This window comes from Saccharopolyspora antiqui (genome assembly GCF_052246905.1).
Lineage (GTDB): Bacteria > Actinomycetota > Actinomycetes > Mycobacteriales > Pseudonocardiaceae > Saccharopolyspora.
Genome location: NZ_JBQQBO010000024.1, coordinates 90,530 through 111,553, shown reverse-complemented (window position 1 = coordinate 111,553; position 21,024 = coordinate 90,530). Strand labels below are relative to the sequence as shown.

General features: G+C 69.2%; 19 protein-coding genes. 11 read left to right on the top strand and 8 right to left on the bottom strand.

Annotation, left to right across the window (positions count from 1 at the left end; all coding sequences use genetic code 11):
* The first annotated feature begins 5 nt into the window (after positions 1-5).
* The 3 genes from ACTWQN_RS30120 (at position 6) to ACTWQN_RS30110 (ending at position 3,000) form a co-directional block, all read left to right on the top strand.
* Positions 6-725, top strand: a complete 720-nt coding sequence (locus ACTWQN_RS30120; protein WP_443206987.1) for an ATP-binding cassette domain-containing protein — start codon at positions 6-8, stop codon at positions 723-725.
* 284 nt (positions 726-1,009) lie between these two features.
* Entirely contained in the window at positions 1,010-2,194 is a 1,185-nt protein-coding gene (locus ACTWQN_RS30115) for an alpha-D-ribose 1-methylphosphonate 5-triphosphate diphosphatase (protein WP_443206986.1), read from the top strand.
* Positions 2,191-3,000: an inositol monophosphatase family protein gene (locus ACTWQN_RS30110; RefSeq protein WP_443206985.1), complete on the top strand. Its 810-nt coding sequence runs from the start codon at positions 2,191-2,193 to the stop codon at positions 2,998-3,000. Before ACTWQN_RS30115 ends, ACTWQN_RS30110 begins: the two co-directional genes overlap by 4 nt.
* A 200-nt stretch (positions 3,001-3,200) precedes the next feature.
* Here ACTWQN_RS30110 and ACTWQN_RS30105 read toward each other — a convergent pair whose 3' ends face one another.
* The 7 genes from ACTWQN_RS30105 to ACTWQN_RS30075 all read right to left on the bottom strand — a co-directional run bounded on the left by ACTWQN_RS30105 (position 3,201) and on the right by ACTWQN_RS30075 (position 10,892).
* Positions 3,201-3,875, bottom strand: a complete 675-nt coding sequence (locus ACTWQN_RS30105; protein WP_443206984.1) for an RraA family protein — start codon at positions 3,873-3,875, stop codon at positions 3,201-3,203.
* Between the two features lie 302 nt (positions 3,876-4,177).
* Positions 4,178-4,999 (bottom strand): FAD binding domain-containing protein, encoded by an 822-nt coding sequence (locus ACTWQN_RS30100; RefSeq protein ID WP_443206983.1) that lies wholly within the window; start codon positions 4,997-4,999, stop codon positions 4,178-4,180.
* The gene (locus ACTWQN_RS30095; RefSeq protein ID WP_443206982.1) at positions 4,996-5,469 is read right to left on the bottom strand and encodes a (2Fe-2S)-binding protein; all 474 of its coding nucleotides are present in this window, start codon (positions 5,467-5,469) and stop codon (positions 4,996-4,998) included. Before ACTWQN_RS30095 ends, ACTWQN_RS30100 begins: the two co-directional genes overlap by 4 nt.
* 87 nt (positions 5,470-5,556) lie before the next feature.
* Positions 5,557-7,815, bottom strand: coding sequence for a xanthine dehydrogenase family protein molybdopterin-binding subunit (locus ACTWQN_RS30090; RefSeq protein WP_443206981.1), 2,259 nt, complete (start codon positions 7,813-7,815; stop codon positions 5,557-5,559).
* 104 nt (positions 7,816-7,919) lie between these two features.
* Positions 7,920-8,708 carry an HpcH/HpaI aldolase family protein gene (locus ACTWQN_RS30085; protein WP_443206980.1) on the bottom strand — a complete coding sequence of 263 codons (789 nt, stop codon included), beginning with the start codon at positions 8,706-8,708 and terminating at the stop codon, positions 7,920-7,922.
* Positions 8,709-8,723: 15 nt separating this feature from the next.
* On the bottom strand, positions 8,724-9,677 hold the full coding sequence (locus ACTWQN_RS30080) for an NAD(P)-dependent oxidoreductase (protein ID WP_443206979.1): 954 nt from the start codon (positions 9,675-9,677) through the stop codon (positions 8,724-8,726).
* A gap of 18 nt (positions 9,678-9,695) precedes the next feature.
* A complete protein-coding gene (locus ACTWQN_RS30075) occupies positions 9,696-10,892 on the bottom strand; it encodes an enolase C-terminal domain-like protein (protein ID WP_443206978.1) in 1,197 nt (398 codons plus the stop codon).
* A gap of 362 nt (positions 10,893-11,254) precedes the next feature.
* Between ACTWQN_RS30075 and ACTWQN_RS30070 the strand changes: the two genes are divergently transcribed.
* The 8 genes from ACTWQN_RS30070 (at position 11,255) to ACTWQN_RS30035 (ending at position 20,015) form a co-directional block, all read left to right on the top strand.
* The gene (locus tag ACTWQN_RS30070) at positions 11,255-11,947 is read left to right on the top strand and encodes a FadR/GntR family transcriptional regulator (protein ID WP_443206977.1); all 693 of its coding nucleotides are present in this window, start codon (positions 11,255-11,257) and stop codon (positions 11,945-11,947) included.
* Positions 11,948-12,284: 337 nt separating this feature from the next.
* Positions 12,285-14,114, top strand: coding sequence for a hypothetical protein (locus tag ACTWQN_RS30065; RefSeq protein WP_443206976.1), 1,830 nt, complete (start codon positions 12,285-12,287; stop codon positions 14,112-14,114).
* Positions 14,111-14,296 (top strand): hypothetical protein, encoded by a 186-nt coding sequence (locus tag ACTWQN_RS30060; RefSeq protein ID WP_443206975.1) that lies wholly within the window; start codon positions 14,111-14,113, stop codon positions 14,294-14,296. Before ACTWQN_RS30065 ends, ACTWQN_RS30060 begins: the two co-directional genes overlap by 4 nt.
* Before the next feature lie 166 nt (positions 14,297-14,462).
* On the top strand, positions 14,463-14,750 hold the full coding sequence (locus ACTWQN_RS30055; RefSeq protein WP_443206974.1) for an Rv0250c family protein: 288 nt from the start codon (positions 14,463-14,465) through the stop codon (positions 14,748-14,750).
* A gap of 212 nt (positions 14,751-14,962) precedes the next feature.
* On the top strand, positions 14,963-15,763 hold the full coding sequence (gene sdhC / locus ACTWQN_RS30050; protein WP_443206973.1) for a succinate dehydrogenase subunit SdhC: 801 nt from the start codon (positions 14,963-14,965) through the stop codon (positions 15,761-15,763).
* A gap of 10 nt (positions 15,764-15,773) precedes the next feature.
* Positions 15,774-17,747, top strand: coding sequence for a fumarate reductase/succinate dehydrogenase flavoprotein subunit (locus ACTWQN_RS30045; RefSeq protein ID WP_443206972.1), 1,974 nt, complete (start codon positions 15,774-15,776; stop codon positions 17,745-17,747).
* Entirely contained in the window at positions 17,747-18,493 is a 747-nt protein-coding gene (locus tag ACTWQN_RS30040; RefSeq protein ID WP_443206971.1) for a succinate dehydrogenase/fumarate reductase iron-sulfur subunit, read from the top strand. The genes ACTWQN_RS30045 and ACTWQN_RS30040 overlap by 1 nt, the downstream gene beginning before the upstream one ends.
* Positions 18,494-19,319: 826 nt before the next feature.
* Positions 19,320-20,015, top strand: coding sequence for a VanZ family protein (locus ACTWQN_RS30035; RefSeq protein ID WP_443206970.1), 696 nt, complete (start codon positions 19,320-19,322; stop codon positions 20,013-20,015).
* Positions 20,016-20,055: 40 nt separating this feature from the next.
* Here the strand turns inward: ACTWQN_RS30035 and ACTWQN_RS30030 are convergent, their stop codons facing one another.
* On the bottom strand, positions 20,056-20,928 hold the full coding sequence (locus ACTWQN_RS30030; protein ID WP_443206969.1) for an SDR family oxidoreductase: 873 nt from the start codon (positions 20,926-20,928) through the stop codon (positions 20,056-20,058).
* Positions 20,929-21,024 lie beyond the last annotated feature (96 nt).

The following is a 21,024-nucleotide window of genomic DNA, read 5'->3' as shown; positions in this document are numbered from 1 at the left end:
GGCCTGTGTTGACGGTTCGCGGGCTGCGCAAGACGTTCACCCTGCACACCATCGACGGCCGGACGGTGGTCTCGCTGCGCGGCGTCGACCTCGACGTTTCCGCAGGCGAGCACGTCGCGATCGCCGGGCCGAGCGGCGCTGGCAAGTCGAGCTTGCTGCGCTGCACGCAGCGCAGCTACCTGCCGGATGCGGGCACGGTCGTGCTGCACACCGATGACGGGCCGGTCGACCTGGCCGCGCTACCGGACCGGGCGCTCGCCCGGCTGCGGGGGCGCCAGCTGGGCTACGTCGCCCAGTTCCTCGCCGCACCGCCACGCACCGGACCGCTGGAGGTCGTCGCGGCGGCGGCCCGGCGACGCGGGTTGGATCGGGCCGAGGCCCGCGACGCGGCGGCCGAGTCGCTGCGGCGGCTGGCGCTGGACGAGGCGCTGTGGGACGTCGACTGCGGCGTGCTCTCCGGTGGGGAGCGGCAGCGCGTCAACCTGGCCGCCGGGACCGTGCGCCCGCCGCGGTTGCTGCTGCTCGACGAGCCGGTTTCGGCGCTGGATCCGGAGAACCGGGAACGCGCCCTGGAGCTGATCGCGTCGTTGACCGGCCGAGGTGTCGCGGTGCTGGCGGTGTTCCACGACCTCGACGCGATCCGGCGGCTGGCGACCCGGGTGGTCGAGATGGCCGACGGTCAGATCGTCCGCTCCGGGACGGCGGAGGAGGTGCTTGCGGCATGAGTAGCCCGGTATCAACGGCAGTCCTCTTCAACCGCGCCTCAGGGGACCGTGACGCTAGCCAGCCACAAGAAACCACGCAACGGGAGATCGGGCTGGAAGCAACCACCACTGTGAATCGCGGAGAGGCGGAACAGTATGAGTAGCCCTGTATCAACGGCAGTCCTCTTCAACCGCGCCTCAGGGGACCGTGACGCTAGCCAGCCACAAGAAACCACGCAACGGGACATTCGGCTGGAAGCAACCACCACTGTGAATCGCGGAGAGGCGGAACTGGAGGCGGACCAGTGAGCAGCGCAGTTGAGATCGAGAGTTGGCCGCTGGCGGCGACACCCCAGGACTACGTGCTGGGGCACGTGCGGGCCGTGCTGCCGGACCGGGTCACCGACGACAGCCGGATCGTGGTGCGCGCCGGGCGAATCGAGGCGGTCGAGGACCACCCGGCGGGATCGTCGTGCGACCTCGACGGCGGTGGATTGCTGTGCATCCCCGGTCTGATCGACGTGCACAGCGACGCCCTGGAACGGGAGCGGGCGCCGCGACCGTCGGCGGTGCTGCCGTGGGACTTCGCGCTGCTGTCCCTGGAAGGCAAGCTCACCGCGGCCGCCGTCACGACGGTGTTCCACGGCGCGGCGTTCCAGCACAAGACCTCGCGCGGCACCCAGCGCACCGTGGGCAGCGCGATGGAGCTGTGCGAAACCGTGCGCGCCAGGGGAACCGGGCCGGTGGATCACCGGATGCTGTACCGGCTGGACGTGCGCTCCGACGAAGGCGCCGTGGCCCTGCACTCGGAACTGACCACTGTGGACGACGGTGTACTGGTCTCGCACGAGGACCACACGCCCGGAATCGGCCAGTACGCCGACCGGCGGCAGATGGAGCGGTACCTCGTCGGTGCGGACGGCATGACGCCCGAGGAAGCCGAGCTGCACGTCACCGGCATGATCGCGGAGCGCGGCGCGCTGCTCGACGTGCGGGAGGCCAACCTGGCGTGGCTGGGCGACCTCGCGCGCTCCGGCCGGATCCGGCTGCTCGGCCACGACCCGGAATCGGTGGAGGAGATCGCCGCGCTGTGCACCAGGGGCGGTGCGGTCGCGGAGTTCCCGACGACGATGGCAGCGGCGCTGGCGGCCCGCGAGCACGGACTGCCGGTGGTCGCGGGCGCCCCGAACGTCCTACGTGGACGGTCGCACTCCGGCAACGTGTCGGCTCGGGAGCTCGCCTCGCGTGGCCTGGTCACCGCGTTGGCCTCGGATTACCTGCCGTCCGGACTGCTGGCCGCGGTGTTCGGGCTGGTCGCCGAGATCGGTTTGCCCGCCGCGATCGGGCTGGTGACATCCGGCCCGGCCGTGGTCGCCGGAATCGCCGATCGGGGTCGGCTGGAACCAGGGCTGCGTGCGGATCTCGCCCTGGTGGCGCCGGGTCAGCGGTGGCCGTCGGTGCGGGCCGTGTTGTCGGGAGGTGCGGCATGATCGGCTGGCCGGTGCCGGACCCGCAGATCCCCACCGCCGCGCACGCGGTGCTGGCCCAGACCGCCAAGGCGGCGTCGACGGCCTTCCGCGATGCCCGGGCCCGCTACGACCGCAGGCAGCTCGCCGAGACCTCCTCGATGGGCGCGGACGGGACCGCGTCGATGCGGCTGGACCTGCTGGTCGAGGCGGGCATCGCTGAGGTCGCCGAGGCGCACCGGATCAACCTGCTCAGCGAGGAGGTCGGGTTCGTCGACAACGGTTCGGCGGTGACGCTGGTGGTCGATCCGGTCGACGGCACGGCGAACGCGGCCGCCGGGGTTCCGCTGTCGGCGTTCGCCGGGGCGATCGTGCTGGACGGGGAACCGGTGGAGGCGCTGACCTGCTGGCTGGACACCGGTCGGTGCTGGCACGCGGTCGCCGGTCAGGCGTCGGAATTCCGCACCAGCGGTCGACGGTCGCTGGACGGCGCGGCGGTCAGCCTGCTGCGGCCCCACGAGCGCAACGCGGAGGCGTGGTGGCGGGTCGCGAAGCGGGCCGAGCGGGTGCGGATCCTGTCCACGAGCTGCCTGGAGGCGATGTTGGTGGCGGAGGGTTCGACGGACGCCTTCGCCGACGCCGGTTCCGACACCCACCGGATCGTGGACCTCATCGCGGCGATGGTGGTGCTGCCCGCAGCGGGCGGCGCGGTCCTCGACGTGCACGGCAGGCCCCTGGACGTCGACCCGGACCTGCACCGCCGCTGGTCGGGAGTCGTCGCCGCAACCCCAGAACTCGCCGAAGAACTAGCCACCACAATCCACGGCTGACAGAACCCCACAGTCAACCGCAATCCCCGAAACCCCATCCCCACAGCCGAAAGCGCCACCATCGGCGCAGTCGCGCCCCGACACACCACACCATCACCCCGCACCTTCGGACGGCCCTGATCGGGTGAGGAGTGAAGGGCACCTTTGACCGGCATAGTCGGTCGAAGGTGCCCTTCACTCGGGGAGGGGCGCTTCTCGGGTTAGTGGCGGAGGCGGTTGATCATGTTGTCGTCTGGGTTGAAGTCTGGGGATTTGACCCAGTTCAGGAAGGTTTGTTCGCGTTCGACGATCTTGTTGGCGGCAGTTGGGATTTCGGGGGCGATTTCGTGGGGGACTAGCAGTACGCCGTGTTTGTCGGCGTGCAGTAGATCGCCGGGGGAGACCTGGAGGCCGCCGACGGTGACCGGGATGCCGACCTCCTCGGTGCGGACGTAGGCGTGCGAAACGCCGACGGCGCTGGCGAAGAACCGGAAGCCGATCGCGTGCGCCTCGTCGAGGTCGCGGACGCAGCCGTTGGTCACCACGCCCTCGCAGCCCAGCGCGTCGAAGGTGGTGGCCATGACCTCACCCCAGAACGCGCCGTGCGCCGGTGGATCGTCGAGGTCCTGGAGCACCACCACGCGCGGACCCGGCACCTCGCGCACGTGGTTCCACATGAGATCCGGGCCGTGGCCCTGCTCGGTGCCGCGGGCGCGGATCGTGCCGGTGGCCGCGTAGCCGACCATCACCGGCAGATCCGGGAAGATGCAGCGGATTTCGTGGCTGGCGTAGCCGGTGTCGCGGGGGCGGATGTCGAAGGTTTCGATCGCGTTGGCCACGGTCGGGGTGTCGTAGCGCCGCAGCGCTTCGAGCACGGTCGGCTCCAGTACCTCCACAGTGGACTCCTCACTAATCTGAGAATGTCTCTGGACTCGTTTTGCTTTGCGGTGCGGGTAGCGGAACCTCAGACGCCGTCTCGACTCCGGGATCCCCGACATCATGTATGCCGATACACCACGTCGTGGCTGTCCTCGCAGAGAACGCCAGTGGGCAGAGTCTGAGAACCCGCGGCGGCGCCAGTGGCGAGGGCGGGCCAAGCGGCTGCGCCGCTTCAAAACCAAAGACAAGAACTGAGGGAAAGGCGAGGGGCACCCGTGACCGACTTACTTGGTCACGGGTGCCCCTCACCTCGGTGCAACTACGCGCCGCGGGCTGCGGCGGCTTCCAGCGCTCGGCGCACCAGGACCTTCGCCAGGTGCTTGCGGTAGTCGGCGCTGGCGCTGGACTGGTCCGGCGGCGAGGTGTCCTCGGCGGCCCGTTCGGCCGCTTCGGCAGCGCTCGCTCCGCCAGCCAGGGCCTCTTCCACACCGCGCGCCCGCATCGGCGTCGGGCCCATGTTCACCAGCGCGACGCGCTGACCGGCGACGGCCACCCCGACCATCGCCCAGTCGATGGCCCGCTTGGTGAACTTCTGGAAGTCCCAGCCCTGCGTCGGGTTCTTCGCCACCCGGATCTCGACCAGCAGCTCGTCCTCGCCGAGCGCGGTCTCGAAGAAGTCGGTGAAGAACTCGGTCACCGGGATCTCCCGCGACCCCGACGGACCCTGCGCGACCAGCACAGCGTCCAGCGCGAGCGCCACCGCGGGCAGGTCGGAGGCCGGGTCGCCGTGCACCAGCGAACCGCCGATGGTGCCGCGATGGCGCACCTGCGGGTCACCGATGGTGCCCGCCGCGTGCGCCAGCAGCGGCACTTCGCGGGCCAGCAGATCGGAGTGCTCCAGGTCGTGGTGCCTGGTCAGCGCCCCGATCCGGATCTCCGAGCCCGCCTCGCGGATGTAGGACAGGTCGTGCAACCCGCCGACGTCGATCAGCACCTCCGGCACCGCCAGCCGCAGCTTCATCAGCGGCAGCAGCGAGTGCCCACCGGCGAGCAGCTTCGCGTCGTCGCCGTGCTCGGCGAGCAGGCTCAGCGCCTCCTCGACGGAGTTCGCCTTCTTGTAGGTGAACGCGGCAGGGATCATTCCGCGGCCCCCGACTTCTCCTTGGCCGCGGTCAGCACGGCTTGGACGATGTTGTGGTAGCCGGTGCACCGGCAGAGGTTGCCCTCCAGCCCGGAACGCACGTCGGCTTCGGTCAGGTCCGGGTTCTCGGCCACCAGCGACACCGAGGCCATCACCATGCCCGGCGTGCAGAAGCCGCACTGCAACCCGTGCTTCTGCTGGAAGGCGCGCTGCATCGGGTGCAGGGTCTCGCCGTCGGCGAGCCCTTCGATGGTGGTGATCTCGTGACCGTCGGCCTGGGCGGCGAGCACGGTGCACGACTTCACCGATTCGCCGTCGAGCAGCACCGTGCACGCCCCGCACGAAGTGGTGTCGCAACCGACGTTGGTGCCGGTCAGGCCGCAGTTGTCACGCAGGTGGTGGACGAGCAGCGTGCGGTCCTCGACCTCGTGGCTGCGCTGCTCGCCGTTGACTTTGATCGAAACTTGCACGAAACGGACTCCTAAGTGCTTATCGGGCAAGCGCCGTCCTCGTCGCGAGGGCGGGTTCCACCTACCCGAACCAACTCCACGGGTTTTCTATGCCTGGCTGATCGCTTTCCACACCCGCTCGGGCGTGGTCGGCATGTCGATGTGCCGGACCCCGAGGTGGGCCACGGCATCCACCACTGCGTTCTGCACGGCCGGCGTGGCACCGATGGTGCCCGCCTCACCGATTCCCTTGACGCCCAACGGGTTGAGCGTGGTCGGGGTCTCCATCGTGAGCAACTCGAAGCTGGGCAGCTCGGCCGCCGTGATGAAGGCGTAGTCGGCCAGGTTGGCGTTCTGCGGGTTGCCGTCGGCGTCGTAGGAGACCTCTTCCATCAGCGCCTGGGCCGCGCCCTGTGCGATACCGCCGTGCCGCTGCCCTTCGGTGAGGATCGGGTTGATGATCACCCCGGCGTCGTCGACCGTCACGTGTCGAAGATAGTTCACCTTGCCGGTTTCGGTGTCCACCTCGACGACCGCGAGGTGCGAACCGAACGGGAAGGTGGGCCGGTCCTCGGTGAAGTGCACGTCGGCGGCCAGCCCGTCCTCGGCCCGCTGGGCGAGTTCGGCCCAGGACAACGTGACGCTCGGCGTGCCGCGCACCTGCCAGGTGCCCTCGGCCAGTTCGAGGTCGGCCTCGTCGATCTCGATCAGCTCGGCGGCCAGCTTGCGGCCCTTCTCCAGGACGTCCACCGCGGCCCGGTGCACCGCCGACCCGCCCAGTTGCAGCGAACGCGAGCCCATGGTGCCCACGCCGTTGGGGATCAGGTCGGTGTCGCCGTGCACGACCTCGATCTTGTCCAGGTCGATGCCGAGCTGGTCGGACACCAGCATCGCGTAGGAGGTCCAGTGGCCCTGCCCGTGCGGGGAACTGCCGGTGAGCACCAGGACGCTGCCGTCCGGGCGGATCTCGACGTGCCCGGTCTCGCCCTCGGTGTTGTTCGGCGCGGTGATCTCGACGTAGCTGGACAGCCCGATGCCGAGCTGCTGGGTGGCGCCTTCCTGGCGGCGCTTGGCCTGCTCCTCGCGCAGCGCCTGGTAGTCGGCGGCTTCCAGCACTGCGTCCAGGCCCTTGATGTACTCGCCGGTGTCGTAGGTCATGCCGCCCGGCGTCTTGTACGGGAACTGCTCGGGGCGCACCAGGTTGCGGCGCCGGACCTCGGCCGGGTCGACACCGATCTCGGCGGCGAACAGGTCCATCGCGCGTTCCACCGCGGCGGTCGCCTCCGGCCGCCCGGCGCCCCGGTAGGCACCGATCGGTGTGGTGTTGGTGAGCACGCTGCGGGCGATGGACTCCACCTTGGGGATGTCGTAGACACCGCTGACCATGAAGCGGGTGAACATCGGCAGGAACACGCCCATCCGCGGATAGGCGCCGACGTCCTGGGTGATCTCCAGCCGGTAGGCCAGCACGGTGCCGTCGCGGCGACCGCCGATGGTCACCACCTGCCGCTGCGCGCGGCCGTGGGTCATCGCGACCAGGTTCTCGCTGCGGCTTTCCACCCACTTGACCGGGCGACCGACCCGCTTGGCGAGGAAGGCCAGCAGCGCCGCCTCCTGTTCGACGCCGATCTTGGCGCCGAAGCCGCCGCCGACGTCCGGGGTGATCACCCGGACCTGCTCCTGCGGCAGCCCGAGGTTGTCCATCAGGGCGTCCCGGCAGCCCTGCGCGTTCTGGTTGGACAGCCACAGGGTGACCTTGTCGCCGCTCCAGGCGCAGGCGGCGGTGCGCACCTCCAGCGGGGCGACGGCGACGCGCTGGTTCTCGATCTGCCTGCTGACCACGACTTCGCAGTCCTCGAACAGCGAGTCGTCCAGCTGACCGGCGGTGCCGGTGATGTTCGTCCCGGCTTCCGGGAACAGCAGGACCTCGCCGCGGAGGGCTTCGTCGACGTCGATGACCGGATCAAGCGGGTCGTAGTCGATGGAGACGAGTTCCGCGGCGTCCTCGCCCTGGGCGCTGGTCTCGGTGACCACCGCGACGACCGGCTCGCCGACGTAGCGGACGGTGCCGTCGGCCAGGTGCGGGCGCTGCATCGCCGCCGGTGGGGGACCGCTCATGCCGTCGTTGGGCGGGAACGGCGGAAGGTCCACGTCCTGGGCGGTGAACACGCCGTGCACGCCGGGCAGGTCGCGGGCCTGCTCGACGTCGATCTCGGTGATCTTGGCGTGCGCCAGCGGACTGCGCACGTAGGTGACGTGCAGCGCCCCCTCCAACGCGGGATCGCGCAGATCGTCCACGTAGGTGCCGCCGACGGTTAGAAGGCGCGGGTCTTCGCGGCGTTCGACCCGGGTGCCGAGAATGCTCAATGCTGCCTCGCAGTCAACACGATCAGAATCGGGAACAGACCCGCGAGAGCACTCGGGCGGTCTCCCGCCCCACGCGTCTCGCGGGTCTTCACCTGGCTTTTCGCTCAGGCGTAGTTGTTCGAGCGGGTGGCCTCCTCTGCTTGCCCGGTCAGCTGGCGCACCGCGGTGGTGGCCGTCCCGCGCAGCAGGGCGGCATCGGAGGCCAGCGTCGTCATGCCGAAGCCCAGGTCCTGCCAGCGTTGCACGGTTTGAACGCCGTCACAATGGATGCCCGCGACGACTTCGTTCCGCTTGCAACTGTCCAAAATGGACCGAACGAGCTGTTCGTGCGCGGCCTCGCGGACCGCTAACGTCGGTGTCATCCCATGTCCGAGGGCCAGGTCGGCCGGTCCGATGTAGGCGGCGTCGATGCCCGGGGTGGACAAGATCTCGTCCACGTTCCGGACGCCGTCCGGGGTTTCGATCATCGCGGCGAGCACGGTGCGCCGGTTGCCGGATTCCGGGCTGTAGTCGTCGACGTCGAAGGCGGCCCGGATCGGTCCCCAGCTGCGGGTGCCCAGCGGCGGGTACTTCGCGGCCTCGACGGCCCGCCGGGCGTCCTCGGCGTTGTTGACCATCGGCACGATGATGCCCTGCGCGCCCGCGTCCAGCGCCTTCATGATGTGGTCCGGCTGGTTCCAGGGCACCCGCACGAAGGTCGGTGTCCCGGTGATCGCCAACGCCTGCAGCATGGGCACCATCTGGTCGTATCCGACGAGGCCGTGTTGGGTGTCCACGCACACCCAGTCGAACCCGCAGCGCCCCATCAGCTCGGCGGTGAACGGGCTCGGGATCGAGCACCAGCCGCCGACCGTCGGGCGGCCGGATTCCAAGGTTTCTCGCAGCGTTGCCATCATGCTCCTTCGAATCTACCGCCGACTGGTTGAATTGTTGACCACATTCAGCGGATCTTGCCGGGCGAGTGCGCGACGGATGTTCGTGGCGACCGCATCGCGCAACCGCGCCTGCGCCTCCTGCGTATCGCCGCCGATGTGCGGGGTCAAGAACACGTTGTCCAGCTGCCGCAGCGGGGAGTCCGCGGCCAGCGGCTCGACCTCGAACACGTCGAGCGCCGCGCCCCCGAGTCGACCGGAGCGCAGCGCCGCGATCAGCGCCGCCTCGTCGACGACCGGTCCCCGGCTGGTGTTGACCAGCAGCGCCCCCGGCTTGATCCGGTCGAATTCGGCGGTGCTCAGCAGTCCTCGGGTGGTCTCGTCCAGCGGTGTGTGCACGGTCACGGCGTCGGAGCGTTCCAGCAGTTCCCCGAGCGAGACCGCCGCCGCACCGGAAACGCCGCGAACGGCGATGTCGTGGAACAAGATCCGGCAGCCGAACGCCCGCAGCCGGGTGAGCACCGCGCTGCCGATGTGGCCCATGCCGACGATGCCGACGGTCAGCGAGCCCAGTTCCCGGCCGGTCCGCCGCGTCCAGCCGCCGGTGCGCATGTCGCGGTCGCCCGCCGCGGCGTGCCGCAGCAGGTTGAGCAGCCCGAGGATCGCCAGGTCCGCGACGGCTTCGCGGTTGTAGCTGGTCGCGTTGGCCACCGGGATGCCGCACGCCGCGGCGGCGTGGTGGTCGATCGCGTTGAAGCCCACCGCGGGCTGCTGGATCAACCGGCAGCGGTTCATCTTCTCCAGCACCGGACGGTCCAGCTTGTGCCGCTGCCGCGCATCGGCGATGACGATGTCGGCCTCGGCGACCGCGTCGGCGACCGCCTCCGCGGCCGGTGGATCGGGCACCAGCAGGACCGTCACGTCATCGGTTCCGGCCAGCTCGCGCACGTACTGCTCGGTGTACGGGCTGAGGCAGGCGATCGTGCTCACCGGCGACCTCCTCGGTTCTCAGGCGGGGTGCAATTCCCGACGGCCCTCGATCTTGTCCTCGTCCAGGTCCATGCCAAGGCCCGGTCGCGTCGGCGGGGTCACCACACCGCCGACCGGATGCACCGGGTGTGCCAGGAAGAACTGGTGCAGCGCGTTCCACTTGACCAGGTACTCCAACATCGGCGTCAACGACACCGGCAGCGCGAAGCTCAGGTTCGCGTTCGCCGGAACCGAATGACCGTGCGGGATGAGCTTGACGTCGTAGGTGCTGGCCAGTGCCGCGATCTTGAGCAGCTCGGAGATCCCGCCCGCCCAGTAGGTGTCCGGCTGGGTGAGGTGCAGCGCGCGGGACCGCATCAGCTGGTGCTGGCCCCAGCGGGTGTACTCGTGCTCGCCTCCGGTGATCATGATGCGGTTGTCGACCTGCGCGGTGATCTGCGCGTAGGAGTCGATCCGGTCCGGCTGGACGGGTTCTTCGATCCAGTGCGGGGCGTAGTCGACCAGCCGCTGGGCCATCCGCAGCGTGTACGGCACGTCCCAGGACATCCAGGCGTCCACCATGATGTCCACGTCCGGACCGACGGTTTCGCGCAGCGTGCGGACGAGTTCCTCGTTCTCGGCCATGCCGCCGCGGCCATCGGCCGGGCCGTGGCGGGGGAACCACTTCATCGCGGTGTACCCCTCGCCGACCAGTTGCGCGGCGCGCTCGCGAACCCGGTCGGGATCCAGCGAATAGCCGAGAGCCGAGGCATATGCCGGGATTTCGTCACGGACCGGTCCGCCGAGCAGCACGTGCACCGGGACGCCGAAGTGCCGTCCCTTGAGGTCCCACAGCGCGCAGTCCAGGGCGCTGATCGCCATCATCTCCACGCCTTTGCGGCCGTGCACGCAGTACCGGTAGAGCTGGTCCCAGAGTCCTTCGGTGGCCAGCGGATCCTGGCCGATCAGCAGCGGCGCCATGCCGGTGCGGATGTGGTGCGCCTGTTCCCGGGTGATCGGTCCCGCGGTGCCGACGACTCCGCTGTCGGCCTCGATGTGCACGAAAACCGAGTCGACCCGGTAGGTGCCTTCGCCGCTGCGGGCCAGCGGCGGCAGGCCGCCGGTGCGGAACCGCGGATAGATGTCGACGGGGCGGATGAGCCGTTCTTCCCAGAATTCCTCGCGGTGCTCCAGGGTGCCGGTGTATTCGACGCAACGCACGGACGCGATCTTCATCGGCCGGTCCTCCCGGTACGGCGGTCGACGGATGGAAACCCGAGGCATTGCACGCCGGTGCCGCGCGCACTGCCGTGTCGAAGGTGATCGGCTGGGGATTTCGGCGTAGGTGGGCGGTGCGAAGACGCTGGCGACTCTAAGACACATCTGATGTTTCATGCAATACACCCGCAGGTCATCTGGATGCGCATCGACGCCAACGGAGCAACAATCGGCCAGGGCAACGGATTTTGTCGCCATTCGCTTAGTGGCCGATCAACGATGACGGCTCGTAACATCCGATGTTCGCGTGCGGAAAGCGCGTTGGAGGCAGCTTCCGCACGCGCGACTACGCTGGGTCAACTGACTTGGAGGGGAGTGGGATGGGGCGCAGCAACGACGCGATCGAGAAGATCCGCCAACTCATCGCCAGCGGCGAGCTGCGCCCCGGCTCCCGCCTGCCGCGCGAACCCGACCTGGCCTCGCAGCTCGGCCTGTCCCGCAGCTCGATGCGCGAGGCGGTGACGGCTCTGGTGCACGCGCAGGTGCTGGACGTCCGGCGCGGCGACGGTACGTACGTCACGAGCCTGGAGCCGCACCGGCTGCTGGAAGGCATCGCGCACGCCGTCGAGCTGATGCAGGACGACACGCTGCCGGAGATCTTCGAGCTCCGTCGCCTGCTGGAGCCCCAGGCGACGGCACTGGCCGCGGAGCGGATCACCCCGGACCGGTTGGCGGAACTGCGCGAGCGCCTCGACGCGATGCGCCGGTCGGAGACGATCGAGGAACTCGTCGTGCACGACGCGGAATTCCACGCCTGCATCATGGCGGCCACCGGCAACCGCACCATGATGTCGGTGGTGGGCGGCTTGGCGGCGCGCGCGCTGCGCGCCCGGACCTGGAACGCGCTCAACATCGCCGATGCCCGAGGACGCATCATGAGCCAGCACGAGGCGATCTACCAGGCCCTGGAGGACGGCGACGCCGCTCTGGCGCTGTCCTGGGCCACCATCCACGTCACGGCCTCCGAAAAAGACCTCCTGCGCACCATCCCACCCACTCCCCGGGACGCGTGACGCGGCGCCACCCGGAACGGGTTCGAGGAGGAATTCGCCGCCGTGCCGGGTCGAACCGCCGGGCGTCACGGCACGGTCGCCGCGGCGGTTTCCGCCGCCATGTCGCTGGATAGTCCACAGTGGAGTGTTGGCTGACGCGGCTATCGACCCAGCGGGCCGGGTGTGGTGCCGAAAACGCCGCTGGAGGGCCAGAACGGCGGCGTGGCGGTGATCGGAGGAGCGCATTCGAGGTCGGGTGCGCTTCTCTTTGCCCCACTCGGGTGATGCTCAATTCTGACAACGGCCAATGGCACAGTTTATGGCGACATTGTTCAGCGCTTCGTGTTCCATGACCGACATGACCTCGCTCATGCAGCAGCTGCCGGACACCCGACCGGCCGGTGGGGCCGCCTTCGACCAAATCCTGATCGCCTCCGGAAGCGCGACGCTGCTCACCGCGCTCCTGCTCCTGCTCGGCCACGGCCACCGCACCGGCCGAACCACCGTGCTGGCCCGGCTCGCCGAACGCGCCGAACGCTCCTGGCTCCTGCGCGGCCTGCCCGGGTGGGCCGCGCTGCCGATGCGGCTCGCCTTCGGCTCCCTGGTGCTCGCGCTGCTCGGCATGTACTGGGACATCTCCCTGCACATCACGCACGGCCGCGACGAAGGTCCGCTGGCCAACATCGCGCACTTCCCGATCCTGTTCGGGCTCGTCGGCCTGTTCGCCGCGGGCGTGCTGGCGATGGTGCTGCCGGTTGGCGAGCGCCCCGGCGGTGCGGCGGTGCGGATCACCCGCGACTGGTACGCGCCGACGAGCGGAATCCTGTTGGCCGCCGCGGGTTGCTACGCGCTGCTGGGCTTCCCGCTCGACGAAATCTGGCACCGCATCTTCGGCCAGGACGTCACGCTGTGGGGGCCGACGCACCTGATGCTCATCGGTGGGGCCGGACTCTCGCTGGTGGCGCTGGCGCTGCTGGAACGGGAGGGGCGCTTCGTGCCCACCGGCCGAACCGAGACGATGCTGGCCTGCTACCTGCGGCGCGGCATGATCGCCGGTGGGCTGCTCGTCGGACTGTCGGTCTTCCAGGCCGAGTACGACTTCGGCGTCCCGCAGTTCCGGCTGGTGCACCAGCCGCTGCTGATCGCCGTCGCCGCCGGATGCGCGCTGGTGGTGGCGCGGCTGTGGGTCGGGCGCGGGGGCGCGCTGTTCGCGGTCGGCTGCTACGTGCTGCTGCGCGGTGGGGTGGCGGTCGCCGTCGGCCCGGTGATCGGGCAGTTGTGGGCCGCCATCCCGCTCTTCGTCGTCGAGGCGCTGTGCGTGGAGATCGCGGCGGTCGCCCTGCTGCGCCGTCCGCTGGCGCTCGGCGCGGTCTCCGGCCTGCTCATCGGCACGATCGGGTTCGCAAGCGAGTACCTGTGGACCCGGTTGGCCTTCGCGCTGCCGTGGGCGCCGGACATGGTGGTGGAGGGGGCGGCCATGTCGATCGTCGGCGGGGTCGGCGGGGGCTTGCTCGGGGCGCTGCTGGTCGGCGCACTGCGCGGCGAGCTGCCCCGGCGCGTTTTGCGGCGAGCGACCTTCGGCGGTGCCCTGGTCGCGATCGCACTGGGCATCACCAACGGGCTGATCGGCACGGCCCCGACCGGGGTGACGGCGACCGTGGCGCTGGATCCGCAGACCCGCCAGGCGCAGGTGCGGTTGGCGCCGCCGACCATCGGCGCGGACCCGGCATGGCTGACGGTGACCGGCTGGCAGGGCGGTGGCCTGCACGTCGACCACCTGCGGCCGCTCGGCGACGGCCGCTACGCCACCACCCGGCCGATGCCGGTGGACGGCACCTGGAAGACGCTGCTGCGGTGGCACGACGGCCGCGCGATGCTGGCGATCCCGGTGTTCCTGCCCGCCGACGCGGCGCTGCGCCTGCCGGAGCTCCCCGCGGCCCCGCAGTTCACCCGCGAAGGCCAACCGGAGTGGCAGGTGTTGCGGCGGGAGACCAGGCGGAACGTCCCGCGGTGGCTGTGGATCAGCGCCTCGCTGGTGGTCCTGGCCTGTTCGGTGGCACTGGTGCTCGCGCTGGGCCGGGGCGCGCAGCGCGTCTCGCGGGCGATCACGGGCCGACTCCCGGCGGATCGGTCCCGGTACCGAACTGCGCAGGTCAGCGGGCTCGCCGACGGCACGACGAGCGCATGACCCGCGCGGCGGCGGAGCTGGTGCGGGCCAGCCACCCGATCATCGCCGCGGTGCCGTGCTTCGTCCCGACGCTCGCCGTCGTCTACCGGGACCGCCGCCGCAACCCGCCCGATGGCGACCGGAACCCGACGGCGATCAAACCCGGGAGCCGATCAAACCCGAGAGCCGATCAAACGGAGTGAGCGGCGGGAGAGCCGTTAGGAGTCCTTCGCCGAGCAGCAGGAGTAGCAAGTGACCACCGGTGGGCGAATCAGGCCAAGATCTGCTGTGTGGCACTTGTCACATTCCACCATTCGAGGCAGAGTCGTGGCGGTAGCGCGACGACTAGGTGGAAGAAGGTGTTCGCCAATGGCCCGGACTACTGAACTGGCCGAATTCCGGCGAGTCCTGGCGCAGCTGCGCAGCGGTGTCAGCGCGCTGCGGGCCCGGTATGGCGACACCCCGGCCGTGCGTCGAATCCACAACGACGTGGAGCGGCTCGACATCGACATCGCCGAACTCTCCGACGTTCTGCCTGCCCAGCGGCGCAGCACCGAGTCCCCCCAGGACGTCGTGATCGTGCCGGACACCCCCTACGACCCGTCGTTGTGGCGCGACGCCGACGACGAGGGGCTGGGTGGTCGGGCCCAGCAGTAGGCGGCACCGGCCGCCAGCGCGCCGTGTCGGACTAGTTGTGTCAAGAGGACCGGTTCGAATGTGGGATTTGCCACCTGGCATCATTGCTTGATGCGGGGAATGGCGGAACTGGTTGGGCCATTTGGTGGTCTACCTGCGCCGCGACCCGTTAATCCACAATGAGCGATCTCAGGTGAGCACCGCCGGACAACCCACGACAACGAGGTCCGCGAATGTCCGCACCCCCAACCGCCGCTGGCCGGGCACGGATCTCCGTGCGCACGCTGCGAACCGACCGGTGGTGGCTGCCGCCGCTGGTCACTTTCCTCGGCCTGCTGGCCTTCGTGATCTACGGCCTGATCCGCACGTTCATGAACCAGTGGTACTGGGTTCCCGAGTACCACTACCTGGCGCCGTTCTACTCGCCGTGCCTGAGCACGGCGTGCGTGCCGGGCTCCAGCCACTGGGGGCAACCGGCCCCGGACCTGGGCCCGTTCGTGCCGCCGCCGATCTTCGTGCTGCCGTTCGTCCTCGGTTTCCGGCTGACCTGCTACTACTACCGGAAGGCCTACTACCGGTCGTTCTGGGCGTCGCCACCGGCCTGCGCGGTGGCCGAACCGCACCGCCGCTACAGCGGTGAGACCCGGTTCCCGCTGATCATGCAGAACGTGCACCGCTACTTCTTCTACGCGGCGCTGGTCGTGGCGGCGGTGCTCACCTACGACACGGTGATCGCCTTCCGGGGCGCCGACGGTGGCTTCGGCATCGGGCTCGGCACGCTGCTGATGGTGGTCAACGTCGTGCTGCTGTGGTCGTACACGCTGTCCTGCCACTCCTGCCGACACCTGGTGGGCGGCCGGATCACCCACTTCTCCAAGCACCCGGTGCGGTACTGGTTCTGGAACAAGGTGACCTGGCTGAACGGCAAGCACATGCTGCTGGCGTGGTCGTCACTGGTGTCGGTGGCGTTGGTGGACCTCTACGTGATGTTGGTGGCCAGCGGCGCGTTCCCGGATCCGAGACTGTTCAACTAGAAGGACTTCGATGGTGGAGATCGAGCGGCATGAGTACGACGTAGTCGTGATCGGCGCTGGTGGCGCTGGCCTGCGCGCGGCGATCGAGACGCGTTCGCAGGGCCTGCGCACCGCGGTGGTGTGCAAGTCGTTGTTCGGCAAGGCGCACACGGTGATGGCCGAGGGCGGCATCGCCGCCGCGATGGGCAACGTCAACTCCCGCGATGACTGGCAGGTGCACTTCCGCGACACGATGCGCGGCGGGAAGTTCCTGAACAACTGGCGGATGGCGGAGCTGCACGCGAAGGAAGCGCCGCAGCGGGTTTGGGAGTTGGAGACCTACGGCGCGCTGTTCGACCGCACCCCGGACGGGCGGATCAGCCAGCGCAACTTCGGTGGCCACGAATACCCGCGGCTGGCGCACGTCGGCGACCGCACCGGGCTGGAACTGATCCGCACGCTGCAGCAGAAGATCGTGTCGCTGCAACAGGAAGACCACGCCGAGCACGGTGACTACGAGGCCCGGATCAAGGTCTACCAGGAGTGCACGGTCACTGAACTGCTCAAGGATTACTCGGGTGCGGGTGGCCCGCAGGGCTCGGGTGCGGGTGGCCCGCAGGAAGCTGGTGCGGGTGGCCCGCGGGAAGCTGGCCGGGTTTCGGGCGCGTTCGGGTACTGGCGGGAGTCGGGGCGGTTCGTGCTGTTCCAGGCCCCGGTGGTCATCCTGGCCACCGGTGGGATCGGCAAGTCGTTCAAGGTGACCTCGAACTCCTGGGAGTACACCGGCGACGGGCACGCGCTGGCGCTGCGCGCCGGGGCGTCGCTGATCAACATGGAGTTCGTGCAGTTCCACCCGACCGGCATGGTGTGGCCGCCGAGCGTGAAGGGCATCCTGGTCACCGAATCGGTGCGCGGCGACGGCGGGGTATTGCGCAACTCCGAGGGCCACCGGTTCATGTTCAACTACATCCCCGAGGTCTTCAAGGACAACTACGCGGACAACGAGGCCGAGGCCGACCGCTGGTACGACGACCCGGACAACAACCGCCGCCCGCCGGAACTGCTGCCCCGCGACGAGGTGGCGCGCGCGATCAACAACGAGGTCAAGGAAGGGCGGGGTTCGGAGCACGGCGGGGTGTTCCTGGACGTCGCGACCCGGCTGCCCGCGGAGAAGATCACCCAGCGACTGCCGTCGATGTACCACCAGTTCAAGGAACTGGCCGATGTGGACATCACCGCGGAATCCATGGAGGTCGGGCCGACCTGCCACTACGTGATGGGCGGCGTGGAGGTGGATCCGGACACCGCGGCGTCGCGGGTGCCCGGCCTGTTCGCGGCCGGTGAGGTGGCCGGTGGGATGCACGGATCCAACCGGCTCGGCGGCAACTCGCTGTCCGACCTGCTGGTCTTCGGCCGCCGCGCGGGCACCGGCGCGGTCGAGTACCTGGCCGGACTCGCCGACCGCCCGAAGATCATCGAGTCCGATGTGGACGCTGCCGCGCATCGTGCGCAGGATCCCTTCGAGGCGGCGGTTTCCCCGGAAGCGGAGAACCCGTACACCTTGCACTCCGAGCTCCAGCAGGTGATGAACGACCTGGTCGGGATCATCCGCCGGGGCGAGGAGATGAAGCAGGCGCTGGACAGGCTGGCGGATCTGCGGGAGCGCGCCAAGCACCTGGTGGTGGAGGGCAACCGGCAGTTCAACCCGGGCTGGCACCTGGCGCTTGACCTGCGGAACATGCTGCTGGTCAGCGAATGCGTGGCGCGCGCGGCGTTGCAGCGCACCGAGAGCCGCGGCGGCCACACCCGCGACGACCACCCGACGATGGACTCGAAGTGGCGCCGCAAGCTGCTGGTGTGCGGCCTGGGAGCCGACCGGATCGACGTCACCGAGGAGTCGCAGCTGCCGATGCGCGACGACCTGCTGACCCTGTTCCGGTTGGAAGAGCTGGGCAAGTACTACACCGAGGAAGAGCTGGCAGACGTCCAGGTGAAGGGACTCTGATGGGATACCAGGCGCACTTCCGGGTGTGGCGCGGTTCCGCCGACGCCGGTGAGCTCCGCGACTACACCGTCGAGGTCAACGAGGGTGAGGTGGTGCTCGACATCATCCACCGGTTGCAGGCCACCCAGTGCCCGGACATGGCGGTGCGGTGGAACTGCAAGGCGGGCAAGTGCGGCTCGTGCTCGGCGGAGATCAACGGCCGACCCCGGCTGATGTGCATGACCCGGATGTCGGTCTTCGAGGAGGCCGAGACGATCACGGTCACCCCGATGCGGACGTTCCCGCTGATCAAGGACCTGGTCTGCGATGTGTCCTACAACTACGTCAAGGCCCGTGAGGTCCCGGCGTTCGCGCCGCCGAAGGAGCTGGAGCCGGGCGAGTACCGGATGCAGCAGGTGGACGTGCAGCGGTCGCAGGAATTCCGCAAGTGCATCGAGTGCTTCCTGTGCCAGAACACCTGCCACGTGATCCGGGACCACGACGACAACAAGGAGTCGTTCTCCGGCCCGCGTTTCCTGATGCGGGTGGCGGAGCTGGAGATGCACCCGCTGGACGCGGCGGACAACCGCCCGGAGGACGCCCGCGGCGATCACGGCCTCGGCCTGTGCAACATCACCAAGTGCTGCACGGACGTCTGCCCGGAGAACATCCAAATCACGGACAACGCCCTGATCCCGCTGAAGGAACGGGTGGCCGACCGCCGCTACGACCCGATCCTCCGCCTGTTCCGCCGCAACAAGGACTGAGCAGCGCTGCGTGGCCCGTTCGCCCGGCTGCACCGGGACGGACGGGCCACGCGCCGTTTTAAGGTGTCGTGGCGTGGTTTGACGGCATCGGCCCCAGCCGGTAGGTCGCGGCCACCTCGTACCCGGCCCGGATGGCCACTGGCCTCGATGGTGCGCAGGGCGTACGTCGGCTCCCGGAAAGCCCGCGCCTCGGGTGCTCTCGCGATCGCGGACCGTTGCGGTTTTTTCCCTGCCGCGTTCATCGCCGGTTACGCGGAATTCACAATGCTCGGCATGTGTGTGGCGTTGGGAATTGTGGGAATTATCGGCGGTTGTCTTCCGTAACGCCGACCCGCTCGGCATAAGCGCAGATCGCGGCATCTTTCCATTGTCTTAATTGTCCCCAGTGGACGTCTCGTTGCGGACTGGCGGGTTTTTGCCAGGGCGCTGGAGGCTTCTGGGGCGGCCGTTATGTTCGATCGCAACCGAGTCGATTTCGGATCTTCACGCCAGTAACGCGGGGGAGTGGTGGAGGCAGGGCATGCGGCAGGCGCGCGTCGGACCCCGACTACGACGTCGCCGCACCGGATGGCTTGTCGCATCACCACAACACCCCCAACCTGCCGCGACGCCGCGGCAGGGATCAATGGCGGCCGGGCGTCGCAGCACCCCGAGGCGATGCCCGGCCGCCACCAGCCCCTGATGTCCTTGCAGTTATCGGTCAACGCCGACCGCTGGAAATGAACATTCCCAACGGGTCCAGGTTACCGGACAATCCACAGTGGAGTGTGAATTCGCCGGTATCCGCGTTGTTCTGGCGCTGGCGGCCAGAGGAAGTGCGGCGGGCATGCAGCAGATTATCGTGGCTTTCGACGGATTCGTCCCGGCGGTGACGATCCTGTTGCCGATTGCCTTATTGGTGGCAGTCGGATCGGCGGTGCTGCGCAACTATTCCGCGCCGCGATTCGCGCCGCGCGAACCGCTGATCGACGCGGCCTTGGTGTATTCGACGCTGTGCGTCGGATATCTGGTCTTCACCCCGCAGCAACCATCGGCTGAGCGAATCCGGCCGGATCTCGGCAAGGACGTGTCGATCGCACTGGCCGCGCACCCCGGCGATTCGCAGCCCTGGGTCCAGTTGGCCGGGAACCTCGTCCTGCTGCTGCCGCTGGGCATGCTGATCCCGCAGCGGGTGCGGTGGTTCGACAGCATCGGCAAGATCGCGTTCGGCGGGCTGGTGGTGGCGGCCGCCATCGAGCTGATCCAGTTCCTGGCCATCACCGGCCGGGTCGCATCCACCGACGACGTCGTGTGCAACGCGATCGGCGCCACCGTCGGCGGGCTGGTGGTGCGCATGCCGCGCTGGATCGCCGCCGGGCATCCTGGGCGTCCGCAGCACAGCGCCACCGGTCACAACGACCAGACCGTGTGGCTGCTGATCGCCAAGATCGAGCGGGAGCGGCAGCGCTACCGCGGGACACCGATCCGGCGGCGGGTCCGTCCGGCGCGGCGGCCCGTGCTCACCGAGCAGCGCTTACGCTGAAACCCCGCCGCCAGCACAGGATTTCGCGGCGTGCGGTGGATCAGGACTGGATTTCCTGGTTGCGTTCGCTCATGCAGCGGCCGAGGTCGGCGACCTCCTGCTCCATCTTCGGGATGAGGCGGCGCAGCGTCGGCTGCATGAGCCACTCGACCAGCCGCGACGACGGCACATTGCGCAGCCAGTGCATCAGCATGATCGCGCGCGGCACGTAGATCCGGCGGGCGCGGCGCTGCACACCGTCGGCGAAGGCCCTTGCGCAGTCCTCGACGCTGGTGGTGGCGCGCATCGGCCACGGCAACCGCTTGCGCATCGCGTGGAAGCTGCGCAGATCGTGCGCGACGTCGCGCACCATGTCGGTGTCGATCCACGAAGGGTGCGCGCTGCCCACCGCCACGCCGAGGTGCGCGACTTCCGAACGCATCGCACTGGCAAGGGCATCCGCGCCCGCCTTGCTCGCGGTGTAGGCCGCCATCCCGCCGATCGGGGCGAACGCCGACAGCGATGAGACCACCAGCAGGTAGCCGCGCCGGTCGATCAGGTGCGGCAGCGCGGCGCGGGCGGTGTGGAAGACGCCGCCCAGGTTGACGTCGATGGTCTTCACGAACGCACCCGGATCGCTGCTGCGGATCGTGCCGATCGGCGCGATTCCCGCGTTGGCGATGACCGCGTCGATGCCGCCCAGCCGCTCGGCGGTGCGGGACACCGCGGCGCCGATGGAGTCGGCGTCGGTCACGTCGGCCTCGACCCAGAAGTGGCCGTCGCCCAGCTCCGCGGCCACCGCTTCGAGAGCGGCGGGCTCCAGGCCGACCAGTGCGAGCCGGGCCCCGCGCCGGGCCAGCTCCCGCGCGGTCTGCGCGCCGATCCCCCGCGCGGCACCGGTGATCAGGACGACTTTTCCGGACACGTTCGGCATGTGCACTCCCCAGGTACGTGGCGCCCGCGAGTTATCTACCGGACGGTAGCTTACTTGCGGTAGGTTCCGTGCTCCAAGGGCAAAGCGGGAAGACCC

Bases quoted from the DNA above. Each gene is read 5' to 3' on its own strand.
- ACTWQN_RS30110 (WP_443206985.1), top strand. From the start codon at position 2,191: ATGATCGGCTGGCCGGTGCCGGACCCGCAGATCCCCACCGCCGCGCAC.
- ACTWQN_RS30100 (WP_443206983.1), bottom strand. From the start codon at position 4,999: ATGATCCCTGCCGCGTTCACCTACAAGAAGGCGAACTCCGTCGAGGAG.
- ACTWQN_RS30085 (WP_443206980.1), bottom strand. From the start codon at position 8,708: ATGGCAACGCTGCGAGAAACCTTGGAATCCGGCCGCCCGACGGTCGGC.
- ACTWQN_RS30075 (WP_443206978.1), bottom strand. From the start codon at position 10,892: ATGAAGATCGCGTCCGTGCGTTGCGTCGAATACACCGGCACCCTGGAG.
- ACTWQN_RS30070 (WP_443206977.1), top strand. From the start codon at position 11,255: ATGGGGCGCAGCAACGACGCGATCGAGAAGATCCGCCAACTCATCGCC.
- ACTWQN_RS30065 (WP_443206976.1), top strand. From the start codon at position 12,285: ATGACCTCGCTCATGCAGCAGCTGCCGGACACCCGACCGGCCGGTGGG.
- ACTWQN_RS30060 (WP_443206975.1), top strand. From the start codon at position 14,111: ATGACCCGCGCGGCGGCGGAGCTGGTGCGGGCCAGCCACCCGATCATC.
- ACTWQN_RS30055 (WP_443206974.1), top strand. From the start codon at position 14,463: ATGGCCCGGACTACTGAACTGGCCGAATTCCGGCGAGTCCTGGCGCAG.
- sdhC (WP_443206973.1), top strand. From the start codon at position 14,963: ATGTCCGCACCCCCAACCGCCGCTGGCCGGGCACGGATCTCCGTGCGC.
- ACTWQN_RS30045 (WP_443206972.1), top strand. From the start codon at position 15,774: ATGGTGGAGATCGAGCGGCATGAGTACGACGTAGTCGTGATCGGCGCT.
- ACTWQN_RS30040 (WP_443206971.1), top strand. From the start codon at position 17,747: ATGGGATACCAGGCGCACTTCCGGGTGTGGCGCGGTTCCGCCGACGCC.
- ACTWQN_RS30035 (WP_443206970.1), top strand. From the start codon at position 19,320: ATGCAGCAGATTATCGTGGCTTTCGACGGATTCGTCCCGGCGGTGACG.
- ACTWQN_RS30030 (WP_443206969.1), bottom strand. From the start codon at position 20,928: ATGCCGAACGTGTCCGGAAAAGTCGTCCTGATCACCGGTGCCGCGCGG.